This is a genomic window from Vibrio sp. IB15 (assembly GCF_016406055.1).
In the GTDB taxonomy this organism is placed as follows: domain Bacteria; phylum Pseudomonadota; class Gammaproteobacteria; order Enterobacterales; family Vibrionaceae; genus Vibrio; species Vibrio chagasii.
On the sequence record NZ_JAEFCE010000014.1, the window covers coordinates 11,129 to 33,379 of the forward strand.

The following is a 22,251-nucleotide window of genomic DNA, read 5'->3' on the forward strand; positions in this document are numbered from 1 at the left end:
CCTTACGCCCCCAATAAAGAACTAAGACATTTTATTTTTAAGGTAGTCAAACAATGTAGGACAGAGGTTATTAAGGTAAAAATGCCCACCAGAAAAACGCTGAAAACCAAACTCCCCCACAGTTGCTAATGACCAATCTAGAATTTCACTTTCTGTTACTTCTGTATCTCCCTCACCCAGCAAAGCACTAAGAGGACAGGAAAGTGTTGGTAAAGAGTCTCGTTGATAGCTTTCTATTGCCTCAAAATCAGCACGAATAATGGGTAGCATTAACTTTCTAAGGGCTGGGTTATCAAAAACAACCTCTGATGTTCCCCCTAACCCCATGATTTTGTTAACCAAAGCATCATCACTTTGCTTATGGTAGTTGGTCCCTCTACTTTTATGCGGTGGAATTCGTCCTGAAGCAAAGAAATGCGCCAATTTACGACCCTGCTGCTCCCAGCGTATTGCGGTTTCAAACGCCAAAGCGGCGCCCATACTGTGGCCAAAAAAGGAGGTGGGGCGATGAGGCAAAAAAGATAAACTTTGCGCAACCTCATCAGCACACTGGTGTAAGCAAGTCTTGAGTTTTTCTGATAGTCGATGACCACGACCTGAGAGTTGCACTGCATAAACAGCGGTATGCTCATCAATATGGTCACGCCACGGCATGAAATATTCCGCATTCCCTCCAGCAAAGTGGAAACAGATTAGCTGCCTACGTGTGCCTGGTTTGATGAGTTTCAATTGCTTATGCATTTTCACTCTCCTGATGATATTCAACCAACCAACCTTCAATAGAAGGGCTCGTTAACATTGGCTCTTGCGCCGAAATGACTTCAGGATTCCCAATACACCCCATTAAAGATCGCCATACTGATGCTTGTCCTAGTAAGAACTGTGCTGATGCAGGGGTTGGTGATTCAATATTACTTACCATGCTATGTAATGCTGTTCTGATTGCCTCTGACCAGTGTTCGTCAATAATTTCTTCTAAGCTTGGCATTTCTTTGTATAGAAACTCGCAAGAAGCGGGCTGATAAAACTCTGGCGCTTGTTGTTTATCGAGCAACTCTCTCATCCCATTTTCCTCAGGGGTTCGAGGTATATGAAAAGCTCTATTCCATAACACTGGGCCATGTGTGTTAACTAACACCAAATTGCCACTCGGTAACCCCACAGTAATGCGATGCATAATGTGGAAATGGTTATCAGGGTCGCCTGGATCCAACTGGTTCTGAATCTTCAAGATGAGCGGAACCCCAGCAAAAACACCGTGAATTACTTGATAAGGCGGTAATAGCTCCGACTTTAATTTTCTCACCTCAGACCAATCAACATTAGAATGGAACTCAAATGGCGTAACCCCTCCTAATGCCTGTCCCAACATATCGAGCAAGCCGCAAATCACTTGTACTCCACAGGTCGCTTCAATAAAGCAAGGCTGCTGAGTTTCACGCGCTTTCTTTAAGTACTCAACAAAGTGGCGAACAGCTGGCACATTAGGATAATGAGTATTAATTTGGTAATGACATCCATTTTTCCTCGCTAACTTTAAGCATTCCACGACATCTTTTTCATAAACGGGATGCTCTTGCAGAACATGTATGCCTTTTTCTAATAATGCGCGGGCAAGTTGTGACCCAGCCCCCCCTACAATTGCAGAACGAACAACAACACATGCAATATCAATATCTTGAGGTAATTCTGACACCTCACGATATAAAGGCACACCATACTCCTTAGCTATTGTTAACGAGCGTTCACTTCCTCTTGCTAAAATTCCAGCAAGTTCAAATCCTGGGAATTGGCTTTTAAATGCGGAAAGGTATACCTGACCAAAAAGCGTTCCACATACAACAACACGATATGTTTTCATCACAAAGCTCCCTCTTCAAACGCTAATTCATAATTAGGCTCAATCGAGAGGTCCCAATGACTAAACATATTTTGTTCGTGCAAAAACGAGATTAAATGACCTGTTTCAACTATTTCAGAAAGCCAAAACACCCCATTATTTAAATGCGATGATGATTGCGTTAACAATTGGTGCGCAGTAAAAGCGGTGACCAGTCCCGTCATTCGATAGCCATTATTAAACTTACAACGAAGCGTTAAATTAACTGGCTGTTGAGCAATCCAACCTTGCACATCCATTACGCAATATTGCTGAGTACCATGCTTCTGAACCATGGATTGACTCAGACTAACTAACGCTGCAGTTTGCTCCTTAGCACTTTCATTTGCTGACATTAATAACTGTCGATCAGCGACTAAATTAAAGGCCGCGAAGTTAGATATTGAAAGTGTGTTAGCGACGCGTTGATGCTCAGCACTCAAATAAGGTAATGCGGTAAATTCTTTTCCCTCAGGTAGTGGTTGATACCCCTCTCTTGTCCCCTCTCTCACCTTTATATCATCTCTAATTACCACCCCGCTTAAAGCATCATTACCCCCTAAGCTTGCAATAAAATCTATCGCAGACGTTGATGTAAATGCTTCAATACCCCCTACATAAAGCTCGATACTGTGCAGTTCTTGTAGCTTTTCTTTGGCAATAAAAGGAAGCAACGAGGTAAAACCGGGAACAAAACCCGCTCCAAAAACACAGCTAACTGGTAAGTCTCGACCCTGCAACTGCTGCTGAACGTGACCGAAAACATCCTGCTCCCCCCCCACATCGACATATAAGGTATGAGTGTCTATTGCAACGCGAGCTATATTGTCTCGAATCGCCGACGCAGGCCCTGCTGCATTTATGATCAAATCATGATGATGGCAAACAGCTGCCACCTCCTTCTGATCATACAAATCAACAATCCTATAATGTGTTAAGTCAGGACGTGGCTGCCGTCCTATTCGCGTAACTTGATAACCAAGCGCACAAAGCGCTTGGTCTATATGTTGTCCCACTTCACCACAAGCTCCGAAGATGGCGACTCTATTCATGCTTTCCTCCTTGCACAGCAACTGTGTTTAAGTGCTTAGCTAGAGGTAAAACTTGAGATGATTGCATACAGGTGAAGTGATCACCTTCAAGTGAAATAACATCAATGTCACCAACACTATATTGCTGCCAAAAGTCATGCATATCGGCTTTAAGCGTGGGCAGTAAATAAGTTTCATCTTGCTGACAAGCGAAAGTGAAATCACCACTATAAAAAGATGGTTCATAATGAGTCACAGCCTGCAAACTGTGATGGAACACTGGATAGAGCTGAGAAATATCTCCTACTTTTGCCGTTTGTTGATTTGATTGGATATCAAGTACTGTTTGGAAATAAGCGATACGCTGTGCTTCATTTGCTTTTGCGTAACTCGCATAATTTAGTGAGAGTTTATCAAAGCCGAGCTGTTTAGCTTTAGCCACTACATCTTCAATATTAATTTGATTAGGCTTAGTGGCTAATAAAGCCAAATAAGTTTGCTCAAGCTGAAGTAAATCAATACCGCCCCAAGGGTTTGGTACATTCAGTTCTTTAGCAAGAGCGACATCCGTCATCATAGGGTCATTTACTTTGTACGGAATTTGATAACTACTTGCGATCGTCAATGATGCGAACGGAGAGCCACATTCCATCGCTTGTCTTGCCAGCTCAAAAGCAATTAACCCCCCCATACAAAAACCAAAAAGATGGCATTTAGACAAGTCAAAATTATCTTCCAATAAGGCTTTGTATTGATCAGCTAATTCAACGATCAAATGTTCACTTGGAATGGTTAAATATTGCTGTCTATCCTGAACACTAATGCCATAAACTGGCGCTGTAAGGTGCTCTACGAGTGCTAAGCAAGGCATTACAGTGCCGCTACCATCATGAAGAATAATGATAGGTGCGCCGTCACCTTCTTTAATACGTTGCAAAGCCGTTGAACTATCTTCAATCGCACTGCAGTGCTGCTGAATTGGCGTTTGTTTTCGTAAGAAGATCGCAAGCTCTTTAATAGTGGGGGTTTGCAATACCTGGCGAAGTGTCCCTTCCCAGGGAACAAATTCTTCACCTAATTCTTGGCTGATCCTACTCACCCACTGCGTTATCAATAATGAGTCACCACCCGCACCAAAGAAATCATCATTTGGCCCCATATTAGGGTTACCAATCACATCCCGACATGACGATAGTAATAACGTCTCAAGTTGATCAAGGTCTTCTGATACCTCATTTTGTAGAGTCTCTTGATGGCCTATAATTTCAGGTAACGCCTTTCTATCTATTTTACCGTTATTTGTAAGCGGAAAACGGTCTAAGACAGCCAATTGTGCAGGTACCATATAACTAGGTAACTCTTTACTAAGCTGTTCTAAGATTTCAGTCTTATCACATTCATGCTTCTGACCATTGAATTGGGCCAGCATAAAACTTTGACCTAATTGATATAAGGCTTCTTGATTATTAGGGAACGCAAATAACTGCTCAGCCCCTACATCCGACATTGCGTTTAACCAACGTTCCTGAGGCATAAATGGAGAATTTAATGCTAAACGTTCATCATTATGAGCGGTCAAGCCATGTTTGAATTCCATTGAAGTCATAAGTTGGTAATTATCTCTTGTCGCCTCAATTACAAGTAACCAAGCCCCTGGCTTCATTAACTCACGTAAGTGATTTAACCCTTCACGCGCAACAACTGCGTTATGTAACACATTAGAAGAAACAACCAGATCATACTGACCGCAATCAAAACCTTGCTCTAACGCAGGTTGATTGAAATCGTATAAGCGATAATCAACAAAATCATAACCTTGATAACGAAGCTTAGCTTCATTGAGGAAAAATGATGAAACATCAGTAAAGGTATACTCGACATTATGTGCTGCTAGAGCCGGAATAAGCTCGTTACTTGTACCACCAACACCAGCACCAATCTCTAGGATACGAATTGGCTGAGCACGTTCAGCTAAATGCTTTACTTTACTTAACGCCGCTGTGATCAACATTTTATTCATAATTTTGCTGATCAAGTTATTTTGGTAAGTTGATGTCGCGACATCTAACTTGCCATCAGGAAACAACAAATCGAGAGGATCGGCCTTATCTCGCAGTAACTCAGGCAAACATTGACTACTTCGCTCAAGGTAGTTAACTAAGCCTTTATCACCATCCAAACACTCCAGTGCTTCGTAACATCCTTTCCAACATAACGAGATATCATCTTCGCTCACTTGCTGTAGTAAAGCGTATGTTTCTCCATCATGTCGTGCTAGCTGATTTTCAATAAGCGCTTTTAGCCATCGACTTAATAATTGTTTATGACGAGGCGCATAATTACCATCAGCAATCATGTCATCGATGTTTTTCTGTTGACCTTCACCTAATCCTCCACTTGATTGCAATGCTTGAACCATATGGAGCAAAGCGACTCTATCTAAATAATAAACAAAGTCTGTTACCGACTTCTCTGGCACTGTTTGCCTAATAGCTTCTGCCGTCAAAGTTAACTCGGTTTCCGTCTCTGCAAATTGATGCGAGAACAAAGTACTTTTTGCATCATTTTGGTAAATAGCCGGCTCAATGTAAGCTTGAAGGTGATAATTATGCTTATCTCCTCGCGCTAAGACGACAGCTTGAGATACTGATGATTGACGCTCAAGCGCTGATTCTATTTCACCAAGCTCAACTCGATATCCTCGTACTTTTACTTGGTTGTCATCACGACCAACAAACACGATTACACCATCATCTCGGTAATAACCTCGGTCACCCGTTCGATACCAAGGTGTTCCGGTATACGCATCTTGGAAGAAATGGGCAGCCGTTTTCTCTTCATCTTGCCAGTACCCGAGCGCTACCCCGCTACCGCCAATACACAGTTCACCTGCAACCCAGTCAGGGCAGGCCATACCTTTGTCATCCAGTACAGCAAACATCTGATTTGATAACGGAGTACCGTAAGGAATAGAAGTGTAATAATCAAAGGTAGGATCAATTGGGAAATATATAGACCAAATAGCGGCCTCTGTCGCGCCACCTAAGCTGTATAGTCGGGCGTCAGGTATCAAGGTAGCAATCGCTTTAGGTAATGCGACCGGAATCCAATCACCAGACATCATTACGCATTTAATACTATCCAGCGTAGGTAGTGATTCGTCGGCTAAATATCGCGTTAACATTGTCATCTGCGCAGGTACAGAGTTCCAAACACTGACGTTATGTTCTCGAATTTGACGAGTCCATTCTGCTGGGTTTTGAATATTTTTCTCGCAAGGTAGCACCAACGTAGCACCACAAGCTAAGGTACCAAAGATGTCATAAACTGAGAGATCAAAACTTAGTTTAGCCAATCCAAACACCACATCGCTTGCTGTAATGTCAAAGCGACGATTGATATCGACCACAGTATTCACAGCCGCTTGATGACTTACCATGACACCTTTGGGGCTTCCTGTACTACCAGAGGTATAAATAATGTAAGCCAGTCGTTCAGATGACTGAGTTATCTCTGTACTGCCAATGTTATGAACACGACCTTGTAGCGCTTGCGCATCACAAATATTGACGGCCTCAAACCCATCGTCTGCTAGCTGTTGGGCAAGTTCATTTGAGCGCGTCAACACCAACTCTACATCGGCATCAAACAGAATTTGTTTCATACGAGAAACCGGCTGACTAACGTCAAGCGGTAAATACACCCCATCAGCTAATAACGTTGCTAATGTTGAAACAACTTGTTCAACACTTTTATCAATCGCAATCGCAATACGAACTCCCTTTGGTAACTTGCTCGCCAGTGACTTTGAACGAACGATCAGCTCATCGTATGTCAGTGTTTGTTCGGGCGTAACCAGTGCTGTCGCATCAGGCGTTAACACTGCTTGCTCTAACACCAGTTGATGCAACATAGATTCAGCAACAGGTTTAATCGTATTATTTACCTGTTCGCGAACCTGTTGTTGTTTATTCGGTAAAGCAAAGCGAGTAGCTTGATCCCACAGCTGAAGCCCACCAGCAATGACTTGTTCAATCGCACCTTCAAAACAAGTAAACATTGACTCGATCATTGAGTCAGGGAATATGCCGTCAAGTACATCCCAATTGATGTACAAACTGCGGTCTCGATTCATAAGTTGGCAATCAATCCAAACTTGAGGCGTTTGACTAACACCATATGCAACCTCCATCCCCATCTCGTACTGAGATTTGGTCTCTGAAACTTGCTCTCTATTACTACCGACTAATGCACTCGTGAAGACTATTGGCATGCGAGCATAATCAGCACCACGTTGTCGGGCTATTTCACGCATAACCTCAACGCCACTAAACGCTTTATACTCTAAGTCTTGCCACAATTGATTCTGCTGCTCTTTCACTTGTGCTAATAAGGTTCGTGACTCCGTAAGATTCACTTCCAGCAAGTTGACACTCGTGAAATCCCCCACCATGTTGAGTAAATCTGGATGGATCGGTTCACGATTCATTACCGTCATGTTCAAGCAAAAATGTTTTGATTTAGACCACTTAGCTAACACTTCACTAAAGAGCGTCAGTAATAGCGATGAAGGACTAACCCCTTGATGATTACATTGACTTTCGAGTTCAGCCCATTGCTCTGGCGCTAATTGCATTTCATGGCGAGTGAAATGCGGTGTTTCTTTCTTAGCTTCCGACGTCAAACCATCATTAATATCAGCGAGGAGTGATAACTCTGGTGCCATTGGCAAATGAGGCACTCGGTCTTGCCAGTATTGTCTCGCTTGCGCATATTTGTCTGTCAGCTTCTGTCGTTTTTCAAACTCCATGACATCTTTGAACGATAAGCTAAGAGGCGCTAGCACCAATTCAGACTCATGATAAAAATGAATCAACTCAGACAAAATCACCTGAATACTCATAAAGTCTGCAATCAATAGGTCAATACTAAAATGCAGGTATGATTTACCTTCCGACTCGCTTACTTTTAAGTCAAACAGAGGCCATGCTTCAGTGTCATAAACGCGATGGGACATGTTTGCCCGATACGTTAGCCTCGTATCAGTTTGCAAATCACATTCAATCTTATACTCAGGTACTTGTGATAGTATTTGCTGAGTACCATTAGAAAAGACTATAGCTCGCAACATCTCATGGCGTTCAATGAGCTTATTCCAAGCTTGGTTTAGCTTCTCAACATCAAGATGTGCAAATTCGAGCTCAAAGTAACCGTGGCAGCCTGTGCCACCGAACTCAAACACATTTTGCCGTCCAATAAGATAAGCGGCCTGTACATCATTTACCGGAAAAACCTCATATTTATCTTTCATACTAGGACAAAGAACAGCGCCCAATTCACGCTCTTTTAGTATTGTTATTAATTCACTTTTTACTGCTTTCAGCTGCTCAACAACCTCTTTGGTCATTACGCCTTGAGGAGCTCTGAACCTCAAGGCATCAGCTTCAAGCCAAAACTCGGCTTTCTTGGCTTCTAACTGTTGCAGTAACGCTAATGGTGACATTAATGTTGTTCCTTTTTTCATAAGATTCCTTCCTCAAAATCAACCTCGTTGCTCTCTTTTTCTGAGGTCTCAAGAGCAAGTGCAATACGTGAAATCGTTTGTAAATTAAACACAGCGTGAAGTGGCAAAGTAATGCCGTGCTGTTGTTGGAGTGTGCTAGCTAGCTGAATCGCAACAAATGAATCTCCGCCTAAGGCAAAGAAGTTATCGCTCGCGCTAATTGGCGTATTAATACCAAGAACTTGTTGCATTGCTTGAGTCAGAACAATCTCTTCATCTGTACTTGGTGCAACAAACTCACTCTCATTAGAAATTGAAAGTTCCAAGGTTTTTAATACATTTCGATCGACTTTACCGTTAGCTGTGAGTGGCCATTCTTGAAGTACGGCGTAGCCATCAGGCATAGAGTAACTTGGTAAATAATTTAATAATTGCGGCTGAATAATCGACAGTTCGACGGCCATATTCGACAACAAATAAGCATGAATCTTAGGACGAGAATCATGATGCTCAATCAATACAATCGCATCTTTCACTCCAGCGCATGACTTAAGTGCTTTCACTATTTCACCGAGTTCAATACGCAGCCCTGCCACTTTAACCTGGTGGTCACGACGCCCAAGGAACTCTATAGTTCCATCAGGCCAGTAGCGCCCTATATCACCGGTTCGATACCAACGTTGTGATTGATGTTCACAGAACTGCTGCTGAGTTAATTCCTCATTACCAATGTAACCTTGGGCGACACCATCTCCCCCAATCCATAGTTCACCGGCAACCCAGTCAGGGCAGTCATCACCAATATCACTTGCAACTCTAAAACATTGATTTGGTAAAGGCTTACCATAAGGAATTGAACGCCATTGCTTTTCAACTTGCTGAACAACACAATAGTTCGACCAAATTGCAGCTTCAGTCGCACCTCCCATCGCCACGAATTTGGCAAGACAACTGTTACGACGTAAGCGTTCAGGTAATTCCAGATTGATCCAATCACCTGACAACATAACGCAGCGCAATGAGGTCAATAGCTGACATTCAGCCTGTGACTCATTCCCCATCAAAAGCATTTCTAACAATGCTGGTACGGTATTCCACAAGGTAATTTGATGCTGCTGAACCAACTCTAACCAAACGCCAACGTCTCTGGTTTGCTCATCGTTGATAAGCACCAATTTCCCGCCAACAGACAGCAAGCCAAAAATGTCATATACTGATAGGTCGAAGTACAAGGCTGATAACGCTAAGACACTGTCATCTGCAGTTACATTGTGCTGACGATTGACCGCTTCAATGGTATTCATGGCCGCGCCATGAGTGATCGCAACCCCTTTCGGTGTTCCTGTACTGCCTGAGGTGAAGATCACATAAGCCAACTCATCAAGCGTGCTCTGAAGGGGCTCAACCAAAGCTTCTTCAGAAGCCAGCAAGCTTTCAACATTGATCCCTTGGCCACCATTCTCAAACAACTCGTTGCGGTCACAAATCACGAACTTGATGCATGCTTGCGCCAATACAGACTCAACTCGAGCTTTTGGCCAATCAGTTGCTAATGGTACATAAGCCGCTCCAATCCACTGAATTGCAAGGACAGAAACAATCTGCTCGATAGAGCGCGGCAACATGACACCAACGCAATCACCTTTAGCAATTCCATGTTTTTGCAACTGGTACGCTGCCTGACTCACTTTTGTATGCAGATCTCGATACTTATAGCGCTGACCATTAGCGACAATCGCCGTCGCCTCAGGTGCTGCTTGCATTTTTTCATACACACTAATGTGCATTGCTCGCAGAGGCACCACGTCCTGAGTGCTGTTAACAAGAGTGCGAACTTCTCGCTGTGATGCAGGTAACGCTATTGGCGATGGCTGTGACCAATCACAGTCAGCAAGTTGCTCCAATAATTGGCAATATGAATTAAACATTGCATCAACTACACCGTCAGGGAACAACGCCTCGACAACATCCCAGTTAAAGTGTAATTCTCCATCTTGCTCAAATACTTGATGGTCAATCCAAACTTGAGGTGTTTGAGATACGCCCCATACAGATCGGGTAATGCCTAACTCAGAAGACTCATCAAGGCTAGTGTCCGCACCTAGTGCACTAGTGAACACCACTGGCATACTCAAATCAGTCACTTCTTTTAACTTGGCTAACTCGCGTATCACCCAAACAGCAGAAACATCGGCGTACTCCAAGTCTTGCCATAACTGCTGTTGCAAACGCTCAGCACTTTGCAACCAACTTTCACCTGCAATTTGATTGGTCTCGAGTAACAAGAGTGAGGTGAAATCCCCCATAATGTGCTGAATATTGTCATGGACAGGCTTGCGATCAAACAAAGTAACATTGATGCAATGCGATGAGGATTCGGACCATTTTGCCAATACTTGCGCATAACAGTTAAGCAACAAACAAGACGGCGTGATCGCACACTCTCGTGCTTTCTCTGTTAAACGGCTCCATAATTCTTTAGACAAGCAGGATTGGCGTCGAACGAAGCGTGGCTTCTCTAATTGATTTGGCTCCATGCTTAACGGCAGACGCGGAGCCTCCGGTAAACTAGGCAGTCTGCTTAACCAATAACTCTTCGCTAATGTTTGGGATTCATGCTCTTCTTGCAGATAAACTTGCTGTTGATAATCACGGAACGTAATCCCCAACTCTGGCAAGTCGGCTTCCAAATCACGATATAAAATTCCAAGCTCAGCAAAGAAAATCCGCATGCTAAGACCATCAAGAATGACATTGTCTAAGCCGATACATAGCCGTTTTTTCCCACATTCAGACTCAATGAGTGTCAGGTGGAAAAGCGGCCATACCTGAGGATTTAACACTCGATGAGATAGCACCTCACGTTGATGAGTAACAACTTCTTCCCACTGTTTTTCAGTACAAGAGACAATCTCCATCGGACAGTAAAGTGCTGACGGAATACAAACTTGTTGCCCTTGGTCATCAAACACAATACGAAGGGTGTCATGACGCTCAATTAAACGCATAAGCGCTTGCTCTAGACGCGTCACATCAAAGCCATCAGCTTCAAATTCAGAATAGAAATGTGTGCCAACACCGCCCATCACAAAGCCTTCGTTTCGCCCCATAATGTAGGCTTGTTGAACATCAGTCAGCACAAAAGGTTGATAACGTTCATTCTCGTTATGCACTAACGTGATTTGTGATGAAATTTCACCTGCATCAAATTCTAAATGGCGAGCAAAGTCACTCAACACAGGAAGTGAAAAGACATCGGACAACTTCACACTATTAAAGCCAACCTCGCCCAATGCCGCCGTAATTCTTGTTGCATGAAGACTATCGCCTCCTAACAGGAAGAAATTATCTGTACGTGATGGTGTTACACCAAGAACTTGCGCCCAAACCTCTGCAACATACTTTTCATTGTCGGTTACGCAATCTTGTTTATCTTCATGAGTAACCATAGCAATATTGGCAGCTGATAAGCGCAGTTGAGTACGGTCAATTTTGCCATTGTTTGTTAAAGGCATTGTTGAACAAACGACAATGTGTTGAGGCAACATATAATTGGGTAGCTGTAATGCTAACCAGTCAGCCAGTTGAGAGGTATCCGACACAGCAAGGGTTTCAGCCTGGCGCCCCGTCATCACTAATAAGTTCGCTTTATTTACTGCAGGCAAGACATTCATGCTTAGTGATGAAGTTTGCAAACTAGTTTGCCATTGTTGGGCATCAAGTAGAGGTGAAGCCCCCCCTCGGCGACAATCATGATAAGGGCTTTGATCTACGCTTCTCATTAACGCTTCTGGCTGCATTAATGTCACCGTTAATAATGCAAGAGGGCTCAGCGCTTGCGTCTCTATCGCAACAAAATGACCACTTGGTGCGATAAGTGAAGACATTAGGTTAATCCCTTCATTCACATCATTAAAACGATGGAGTGCATTGTTACTGATCACCAAATCAGCGCGATGCCTTTCAACGTCGCTTAATGCACAAGCAAAAGCATGATCCCCATAGCCCGCTAATCGGAATGTCGCTTGATCAAGAACCGACTTAGCTTGTTCAGCTACGCAGTAACTTACCTGGCTAGCGTCACATTGATTCAATATATGTGATGCTAAATGACCCGTTCTACCATTGAGCTCGACAACGTTTACAGCCCGACCCAATTGCTTAGAAAGTAAGACTATTGTTTCAACAATATATTGTTCCGTTGATGAAAAATCAGGGTGGATTAATGCTAACGCTTCAGGTGTCAACACCGGGTCATCAATAAGCGTAATTTCACTCACCTCGCCCTGCATCAAATCAACATACCAATCAACCTTATTTTCTAATGCCGATAAGATTGAAGCATGAGCAGGCATATGCGCGACCTTCTTTTGGTAGGCAACCATTGGACTAACGACGTCTTGCTCTTGACGCCAGTATCCCCGCTCAGCTGACCATTGCTTTGTTTCAACGAGAACATGCAACCAGCTTTCAAATACAGCTTGAAAACGAGGTGTAATATGCAAACTACATAGCCAATCATCCAGCGTCAGTGACGCACCCGGTTTAACGTTATTTGCTATCACCATCTTATCGAGCACCAAACGCATAACATGCGTTGCCATTGCTTGCTCAATAGCGGTGTGATCGACAGGCTTTGGTGGTGTGGGTTGCGATACCTTTGTATCAAGCAGCGTCATATCAGCTTCATACTCTGTTTGAAGAGCACTCACCTCACCTTGCTGTTTAGAAACAAAAAGTTGAATATGTTTCTGTGGTTTATCTAGCAATAGCGCTATCGCTTTTTGCACCCCAGAAAATTGCTCTGCCGCATGTTCAACGTCCCCAAGTTCAATCCTAAAGCCATTAAGTTTGACCTGGTTATCTCGTCGCCCAATAAACTCAACGATCCCGTTAGACCAAAAACGTCCCATATCACCAGTTCGGTAATACTGTTGCCCATCATGGAAAATAAATTGTGCTGCTGTTCTTTCAGGGTCAGCAAAGTACCCCTCTGCAACCCCCTGACCACCAATCCAGAGCTCACCAATCACCCAATCAGGACAATCTCGGCCCAAGGCATCCATCACTCGGTAACTTTGATTACTCAATGAATAACCGTATGGGATGCTTGTCCAATCCGTCTCTACGTAATTGACATCAAAAGCATTAGACCAAATCGCAGCTTCTGTTGCCCCTCCTAATGCCGTCAATTGAATTGATGGGTTCAAAGCATTTAATCTTGGTTGTAAATCCAAACCAACCCAGTCGCCTGACAACAGAACATTTGTCATCGAGCTTGGCAATTGACGAGTGTCATTTTCAGCTGCAATTAACAACATTTCGAACAGTGCAGGCACACTATTCCATATCGTAATTTGATATTCATGAATCAATGAAATCCACGCTTTTGCTTCTTTTCGTTCTGACTGTTGAGGAACAACAACGCAGCCCCCTACAGAAAGTGGTCCAAAAATATCAAAGACAGATAAATCAAAGTTCAGTGCCGATAAAGCAAATGTTCGACAGTCACTAACCAACTGATAACGCTGATTAATATCATCAATAGTATTGGCCGCAGCTTGATGGGTAGTAATAACGCCTTTAGGAATACCGGTAGAGCCAGAGGTATAAATAATATAAGCAACATCGTGTGGTGATACCGAAGCAATTTGTGTTGCTATGATGTGCTCTTGCCCACGTTCATCAATATCGAGTAATGACCAACCAGCCATTGCTTCTTGGTTGGTAATTGCCTCCACAGCACCCTGATTTATTACAACGATTTTAATTGCTGCTTGCTCAATAATTTGATTCAACCGAGCGACTGGTTGCTCAATATCGAGGGGGACATAACTAGCGCCCAATAAGTGTATTGCCAACACCGCGACAACTTGTGATGCTCCCTTTGGCAATAAAATCGCCACACGATCCCCAGACAGTACACCTTCTTGCTTGAGACGATAGGCAAGTTCACCAGCACTTTCTGACAACTGGCGATAAGACATCGACGCTTTATTTTCAATAACCGCAATGGCATCAGGTTGCGCCTCTGCCAATTCAAAGAATCGCTGATGGAGAGTGCGAGGGGCGTACGAAATCACGTCACTGCTGTTTCTCGAAGCACGATCTTTTCTTGCTTCTTCGGTTAAAAACGCGGGCACCGTTTGTTTCAGCATGTTAGGTCGCTGCGCTATTTCAGTGATTAGCCTCCCCATGCTAGCAAACATCTGATCGACCATATTGGCTGGGAATAGATCATCGACTGTATCCCAACTTATTATCAACTCCCCTTTTCCCTCCATTACCTGACAGTCAATCCAAACCTGAGGCGTCTGAGAGATGACATAATTCATCTCACCCAGACAACTATCGCCAAGGAAGTCATTACCTAGGTTACTAGTGAAAACTATCGGCATGGCAACTTGAGAGCCTCTCTGCTTGGAAAGCTCTCTTAACAAGCGAATTGCATCGAAATCACTATGGTCAAGATTCGCCATAAATTGGCGATTCAATGCACTTGCATTATCTAAGATATTGGATGCTTCTCCATCACGGCATGCTAATAGCATCAGCGTAGTAAAATCAGCAACAACACCCGACACATCCATGGCAGTATGACGTCGGTTGAAAATCGTAAGATTTAAACAAAAATCCTTATTATCACTCCAGCCTCTTAAGGTCTCCGCATAACAACTCGCCAACATCATTGAGGGAGTAATACGGTGTTGACGGCATGCTTGCTGTAATGCTCGCCATTTATCGGCAGCTAAACGCCATTCACGGTGAACGAACACAGGTTGTTTGATTTCTTCCGGTCGTTTTGCCAACGGTAATTGCGGCGCCGAAGGCAAGCTAGGCAGTTGTGCTAGCCAATATTGACGATCAGCCTCTACATGCGCTTGCTCACGTATTGCTGATAGATATTGAGGGAAATGCAGGGTTGGTTGCGCAAGTTGTTCACAATTATCATCGAGATAGAACTGAGCTAGATCATCAAGCAGGATTTGAATGCTTAATGCATCAGCAACAACCATATCAACATTGAAGTGAAGACGACTACCTCGCGGACTATGACTTAAATTAATTGCCAAGCCAGATTCATTTTCTAAATCCAGAATCTGCGCTTCTAAATTACGCCTCAGATCTGCCTGTTTACTTGTTGCTAATTCACAGTCAAGAGTTCTCCAATCATATTCATGGATTTGCGTTGGAGCATTCGCTGTAATATAGCCAAGACCATCGCTATTCATCCTCATTCGTAACATGCTATGACGGACATATAGGCGATCAAGCGCTAAACGAAGTTTGTCACTATCGATCCATTCACTATCAAGCTCTAGGTAGACCTGGCATGCAACCCCACCAAGAGTTTGTGTGCTGTTCCTACCTTGCCAATACGCTTGTTGAACACTGGTCAACTCGAAAGGGTGAGTTAATACTGTTTCAGTATCTTGTTCTTTTTTAGCATCTAGATATTTTTCAGCAACTTGGTCACAACTTACTGATGATTGCCATAATGCAGACCACGCAGCTAAAGTTGGCGCTTCGTACATCCGAACAAGTTCAAACACAACATTGTGCTTTTTCGCTTCATCAACAAGATCCATCATCTGCAATGAATCCAAGCCTAAGTTAATCAAATCAGCGTCTAAGCCTATTTCTCCTGGCTCGATAAGTAGAACATCGCTCAGCCATTCAGTTAAGAATGCTTGATGATCAATGATTGATTTCGTGGGTAAAGTGGCTTCCTCTATATTATTTTTGCTACCTGTATTTTGCTGTTCAACCCAGTACTTCTCTCGTTTAAATGGGTATAGCGGTAAAGCCAATAAAATTTCGGTTGGATAAGTCACTTTCTCACTAAAGTGCGACCAGTCATAATCAGCACCATTGCACCATTGTTCAAGCTCGGCTGGTAATGCCGACGAAACGAAAGATTGACCTACCGCAATTTGTTTTAATTTACATAGTAAGTCTTCAATATCTGTAAATGGAACACATCGTCGGATTGGTAAGTGATGCTCGCGTTTATCTCTCCAAGCATGGAATAGCTCAACAGCATTGTGACGGTGTGATTCTATAGTTTGAATCCAAGCTTTAGCCAATTGGCTAAGACTACCAATATGACTTGCTGTTAAGGGAAGGAACCCTATCTGTGGTAGTACATACTCAGATTTATCCGTCACATCTTGATGATTACGAATAATAATGTGACCCAAAGTCCCAGTAAAACTAAAGGAACTAACCCCCATGCGTCTTAACGGTATTGGACGAACGTCGTTCTCAAAAATATAACGTTTAATCCAAGGCCGTAACTCAGGATTAAACGATTTAAACGTTGGGTGAGGGAAAACAGTTTGTGCACGCATTTGAGCGATCGCCCTAATCACCCCCGCAACACCAGCAGCAGATTCTAGGTGACCAAACTGCGCTTTTCCTGCAGTCAAATGCAGCGGTTGAATACGACTCTGATAAACACCATCAATAGCACTTAATTCGATAGGGTCGCCAAGCGGTGTGCCGGTGCCATGCATTTCAATTGCATCAATATCATTTTCTGTTCTTCCACTGCGCGCTAGTACTTCTTTCAACAGTGTTTGCTGTGCAAGTGGGTTAGGTGCCGTCAAGCTACTACTCTCACCGTCTTGTGCCACACCTGTGGCCTCAATAACCGCTAAAATAGGGTCACCATCTCTTATCGCTGCATCATAATCTTTTAGTAGTAGTAACCCTAAACCCTCAGCACGAGCATAACCATCAGCATCAGCACTAAAAGTAGCGCATCGCCCGTTCGGAGAAAGCATCCCTGCTTTTTGTAAAGCACTCTCTATTTGAGACGAGAGAAGAAGGTTTACACCACCAGCAATTGCAGATTCACAACGCTTTGATTGAATGTTTTGGACAGCCATATCAATGGCAACGATAGATGATGAACAAGCGGTATCTATAGTAATAGCTGGGCCACTTGTACCGTAATATTTAGCAAGTCGACCAGAACTACCACTACGACTCGTACCAGTAATTAAATAACTTTTTAAAAACTCAGGAGCGTTTTGATTAGCCAACAGATCACTATAATCTTGGCTTCCCTGGCCGACAAAAATACCTAATGGCAACCCTTTTAATTTCGAAGGTAACCAACCCGCTTGTTCAAAAAGATGCCAACTTGACTCCATCAACCAGCGTTGTTGTGGATCGAGCAAGCAGGCTTCTCGAGAAGACATAGCAAAGAAATTAGCATCAAATTTGTCTATGTTATCAACCGCACCTATGGGTAAAGAAAATGTGCGTAACTCATCACTCACACTCGCTAGTGCTGATTCGCCTTTAATTAGCCAATCTGCGTACTCAACCCAACTTGCGTTTTGTTGCTTTGGTAAACGACTGCTAATTGCAATAATCGCAATATCAGTTGACCGAGATGAAAACTCCTCCACCAACTCTTTTGGGGACTGCTGCCTGTGTTGCTGTTGAACAAACTGACTAAAAGCGGATAGATTTGGATAAGCAAATAACTGTACAGGTGAAATCGAGATACCAAGCTGACTCGAAATTTGTGCGCACCACTGTGTCGCAAGCAAACTTGTCAGTCCGACATCAGTGAAACCTTGCTTGTCACCAATTAGCTCAATACCGACGATAGCTTCAAGGGAATTTCGCAAGTATTCAGAAATGTCAGTAATGAAAGCGGGAGTGGCTGGTAGCGACGATATATATAGTGGCTTTAATTTTTGTGCTTGGAGCTCTGATAGCATCAAGCTTCGACGGATCTTACCGCTAGAAGTTTTTTGTAAGCAACCTCTTGCGATGAGGGTAACTTGACTCACTGATAAATTATGATTTTTAGCGATAAGCGACTTAATTGTTTTTGAAATTTTTATTAATTGTCTTTGTTCTGTATGGCGATGCACTTCGCATAACCCATGGATTTCACCTGACTTAATATCTTGAACAAAGCAAGCCCCCCCAACCTCGATGTCACCACACATGCTCTCAATCGTAGATTCTAGGTCGTTAGGCATATGGTTTTCACCAGAAACAATAATGACATCTTTGAAGCGGCCGCAAATATACAATTCACCTCCCCACTTAAATGCCAGATCTCCGGTGCGCAGATACTCCCCATCGTCACAACTTGAATTTATCGATGCATTAAACGTTTGTTGAGTGAGCGAAGCTTTATTCCAGTAGCCTTTCGCCACGCTATTACCGCGAACCCAAACTTCACCAACCTGTCCCAACTCACAAGCAGCACCGGTATGAGGGTCAACAATCTCAACTTGCCAAGAATTAAACTGGCTACCGCTACTCACTAACTCCCGCCCCGACATAGATTCAACAGCATGTCCTTCAGCAAGACAGCCAACATCAAAAGTCTTCATTGCTGCTGAGGCATTCGCAGGTTTATGGCTCACAATAAGCGTGGCTTCTGCCATTCCATATGCAGGTAAGAATCTAGATGACTGGAAACCTGACGATTCGAACTTTTGAGAAAAGCTCCTTATCGTTGAAGCTCGAATCGGCTCAGCAGCATTCATCACGACCTTCAAAGATGAGAGATCCAGCTCACTGGCTTGGAGATCTGAAATAGAATCAACACACAGTTGGTAGGCAAAATCAGGCGCAGCGGTAATTGTGGCTTGGTACTGCTCTATCATGTTTAACCATTTTGCTGGTTCTACAGAAAATTGACTTGGCCGGATAAAACTGCACGTACCACCAGACAATAAAGGGAACATAAGACCGTAGAACAAGCCTAGATCATGATAAAAAGGTAACCAATTTGCGGTGTGGATATGCTGCAGACTTGGTTCTACTTGAAGCATAATGTCGAATTGATGATAAATATTTTTATCATAGTTACAAACCGCTTTTGGGCTTCCCGTTGAGCCCGATGAATATTGCAACATTACGGGACCTGTGGGTGGGCACAGGTCATTCCAACAAAGTGGTTGTTTCTCTCCGAATAACTCATCCAGATATACAACTTCTCGGTTTATATCCCAACCAAATTTTTCAATTTCTCCTTTGGTCGCTGACAAAGCAACAATGAGGTTTGGTTCACAGTCATCCAGGATATGCTCAATATTAGATTTAACTCGCTGTAACCGTTTAACACCAGGCAAATTGACAGGTACCGCAGTAACCCCCACCATCAGACAGGCTAGGTACGAAAAAATAAAGCTTGAGTCCCCTGGTAATAATAATAACGCTCTTTCCCCGGAAAAATATTTTATATTTCGAGCAACTTTACTCACTTCATAAAATAGTTCTTGATAACTATAGCTCTGATGTTTTTCACCAGTGCAATCATTCAGTGCTATTTCTAATGCATTATTTTCAAAATTATGCATTAACCTTTGCTGCACCCAGCCAGCTACAATTTCTTGCATTATTTTTTTCCTACACGAATAATTTGTAGTTATCCCCCTCAAACAGAGGGGGAGTATATTATTGGAGAACTACCATTTTAGATTGACAGTGGCACCAATTGTCGCTGGGTCACCAGAGCGGCCGTACCATTTTTCATTTGGTGCATCCCCCATAGGGAAGGCACGTGTCAGGTATTCTTTATCTAATGCATTTTTCGCCCAAAGAGTCAGGTCAATATTATCGCTTGTGTACCCCCCCCTTAAGTTCAGAACGCCATAAGCATCTTGTTTAGTCGTGTTAGCACTATCGAAATAAAAATCACCCGTTACGTTATAGTCAGCGTAAATAAAGTAGTTTTCTAAGAAGTTATAATCCACACCTAGGCTATAAGTATATTTAGGAGAGTTGGCTGGGCGATTACCGCTATAATCATGTTGACCGGCGAAGCCACCATTCATGTCGTAATCCTTGCTAACAAAATCATCAAAGCTTGCATCATTAAATCCACCGTTAACCCAAGTCGTTAAACCAGGCTGAATTAACCATGACAACTCAAATTCAGCGCCCTTACTAACGGTGCCCCCTGCATTTTGGGTAAAGGACTTAGGGTAAGCCTGCTGTTCAACTTGTTGATCTTTCCAATCGATCAAGAATACTGACGAATTAAAGCGAATACGATTATCTAACCATTCACTCTTCATTCCTAATTCATAGTTTATTGTGTATTCAGGATCATACTTTGGTGAAATAGTTGGCGGAGTTAGCATATTAAAACCACCACTTTTATAACCGCGCGCGATGCTCGCAAACATCATAATGTCGGAGGTAGCGTAGAAATTTAAACCAGCTTTAGGCAACCATTCATAAAAACTAGCCGCATCTGAGCCGTTTGAATCTGGATATCCCATATTCTCAAGGTAAAGATAATCAAACTGAACTTTCTGATAATCATAACGTAAACCAGCAATCGCTTCCCATTTGTCAGAGAATCGATAATTAACATTACCAAATACAGCGTAATTACTTACCTTTGATTTTGATTTGGTTTGATTAAACATCTTGCCTTTTTCGGTAAGCATATCAAGGCCAATATCATTTTTGGCAGTTTCATCAAAGAAGTACAGACCACTCACCCAACGAATGGCATCATTTTGATCAGAACTCAATCTCAACTCTTGTGTCACACGAGAAAAGTCTGAATCAATAAAAAGTTTATTACCTTTAATTTGAGTAAAGTCTAAATCTTGGTTATCAACTTTATCCTCTTTGGTATAAGCCGTAATAGACGTAAAATCGAAATTATCTGCAGCATAATTTGCACGAATTGAACCAGTCAAGATATCAGCTTTCGCTAACCCCTCTAAGTTGGAATAGACTTTATGGCTATCTTGATTAATTTGGTCTAGTGTAGCGAATGACATATTGCCATTTTTACGATTTTGGGCATCGACAGTAGCAATTACATCCCATGACTGATCAACGGGTACCCAACGAACTTTTAATCGACCATTAAAGTCTTTTACGTCATTAACGTCGTCTTTACCGTCATAGTCCCTTGTAAAATAGCCGTCATCCGTCGAATATTGAATCGCAGTACGGTATGCCCACTCATCGCTATCTGCAATAGCACCGCCCGAAATAAGATTGCCCTTAATTTGGTTGTAACTTCCGTAGGTTAACCCGGCGCTACCTTCAGTGAAAAAGTCAGGATCCTTTGTATGGATGCTAATAACACCTGATGAAGCATTTCGCCCATATAGGGTACCCTGTGGCCCACGCAATACTTCAATACGTTCAACATCGAGTAATTCTGTGTCAAACGTTTGATACATGACACCATCAATTAAAAACAGTACAGATTGTGAGCCTTCCATGGTGGGGGTAATTCCTCTCATAGAAAGAAAACTCGCATCGGAAGGGTTACCCGCTTTAATCATGGAGACATTTGGGGTTCTTTTTACAATATCAAACGTGTTTTCGATACCAGCTCTTTCAACATCGTAATCCGATAACACTGAAATACTGATCGGGGACTTTTGTGATTCTTCGGCTACCTTTCCAGCCGTCACCACCATTACTTCTAATTTATCAGGGTCAATAGCTTCCCCTAAAACAGTAAAGGAACTTAATGATAAACACACACTAAATGCTAGCTTAGATACTTTTAACGCCATAGGTCCAACCTTTATCCATAAATAAGTAATATCTAATAAAAAACAAATGAATATAGTAATAATAATGTAAACGATTCTCATTTGCGCTGGGTATATTTCCTTGTATCGCGAATAAATGCAAATAACTATCATTTATAAAGAGAGGCTTACTTATTATATTTATACAAAACTCATTTAAATAAGGGGGAGAAATACCATTGGCAGGCACAGTTTTTTAGTAGAAAAGGGATTTAAGGTTATTGATTGACTTCCTAAGCGATCGCTAAAATAAAGAGTAAGGACAATTAATTTACCATTTTAACAATAACA

General features: G+C 42.7%; 6 protein-coding genes. All 6 read right to left on the bottom strand.

The window, feature by feature from the left end; translation table 11 throughout:
- Nucleotides 1–21: 21 nt before the first annotated feature.
- A complete protein-coding gene (locus JC606_RS07255) occupies nucleotides 22–741 on the bottom strand; it encodes a thioesterase II family protein (protein ID WP_198778306.1) in 720 nt (239 codons plus the stop codon).
- Nucleotides 734–1,861 (bottom strand): Gfo/Idh/MocA family oxidoreductase, encoded by a 1,128-nt coding sequence (locus tag JC606_RS07260; RefSeq protein ID WP_198778307.1) that lies wholly within the window; start codon nucleotides 1,859–1,861, stop codon nucleotides 734–736. Before JC606_RS07260 ends, JC606_RS07255 begins: the two co-directional genes overlap by 8 nt.
- Nucleotides 1,861–2,931, bottom strand: a complete 1,071-nt coding sequence (locus JC606_RS07265) for an NAD-dependent epimerase/dehydratase family protein (protein WP_198778308.1) — start codon at nucleotides 2,929–2,931, stop codon at nucleotides 1,861–1,863. The genes JC606_RS07260 and JC606_RS07265 overlap by 1 nt, the downstream gene beginning before the upstream one ends.
- Entirely contained in the window at nucleotides 2,924–8,434 is a 5,511-nt protein-coding gene (locus tag JC606_RS07270; RefSeq protein ID WP_198778309.1) for a non-ribosomal peptide synthetase, read from the bottom strand. Before JC606_RS07270 ends, JC606_RS07265 begins: the two co-directional genes overlap by 8 nt.
- Nucleotides 8,431–19,788, bottom strand: a complete 11,358-nt coding sequence (locus JC606_RS07275; RefSeq protein WP_198778310.1) for a non-ribosomal peptide synthetase — start codon at nucleotides 19,786–19,788, stop codon at nucleotides 8,431–8,433. Before JC606_RS07275 ends, JC606_RS07270 begins: the two co-directional genes overlap by 4 nt.
- A gap of 69 nt (nucleotides 19,789–19,857) precedes the next feature.
- Entirely contained in the window at nucleotides 19,858–21,942 is a 2,085-nt protein-coding gene (locus JC606_RS07280; protein ID WP_170222420.1) for a TonB-dependent receptor, read from the bottom strand.
- Nucleotides 21,943–22,251: the final 309 nt, after the last annotated feature.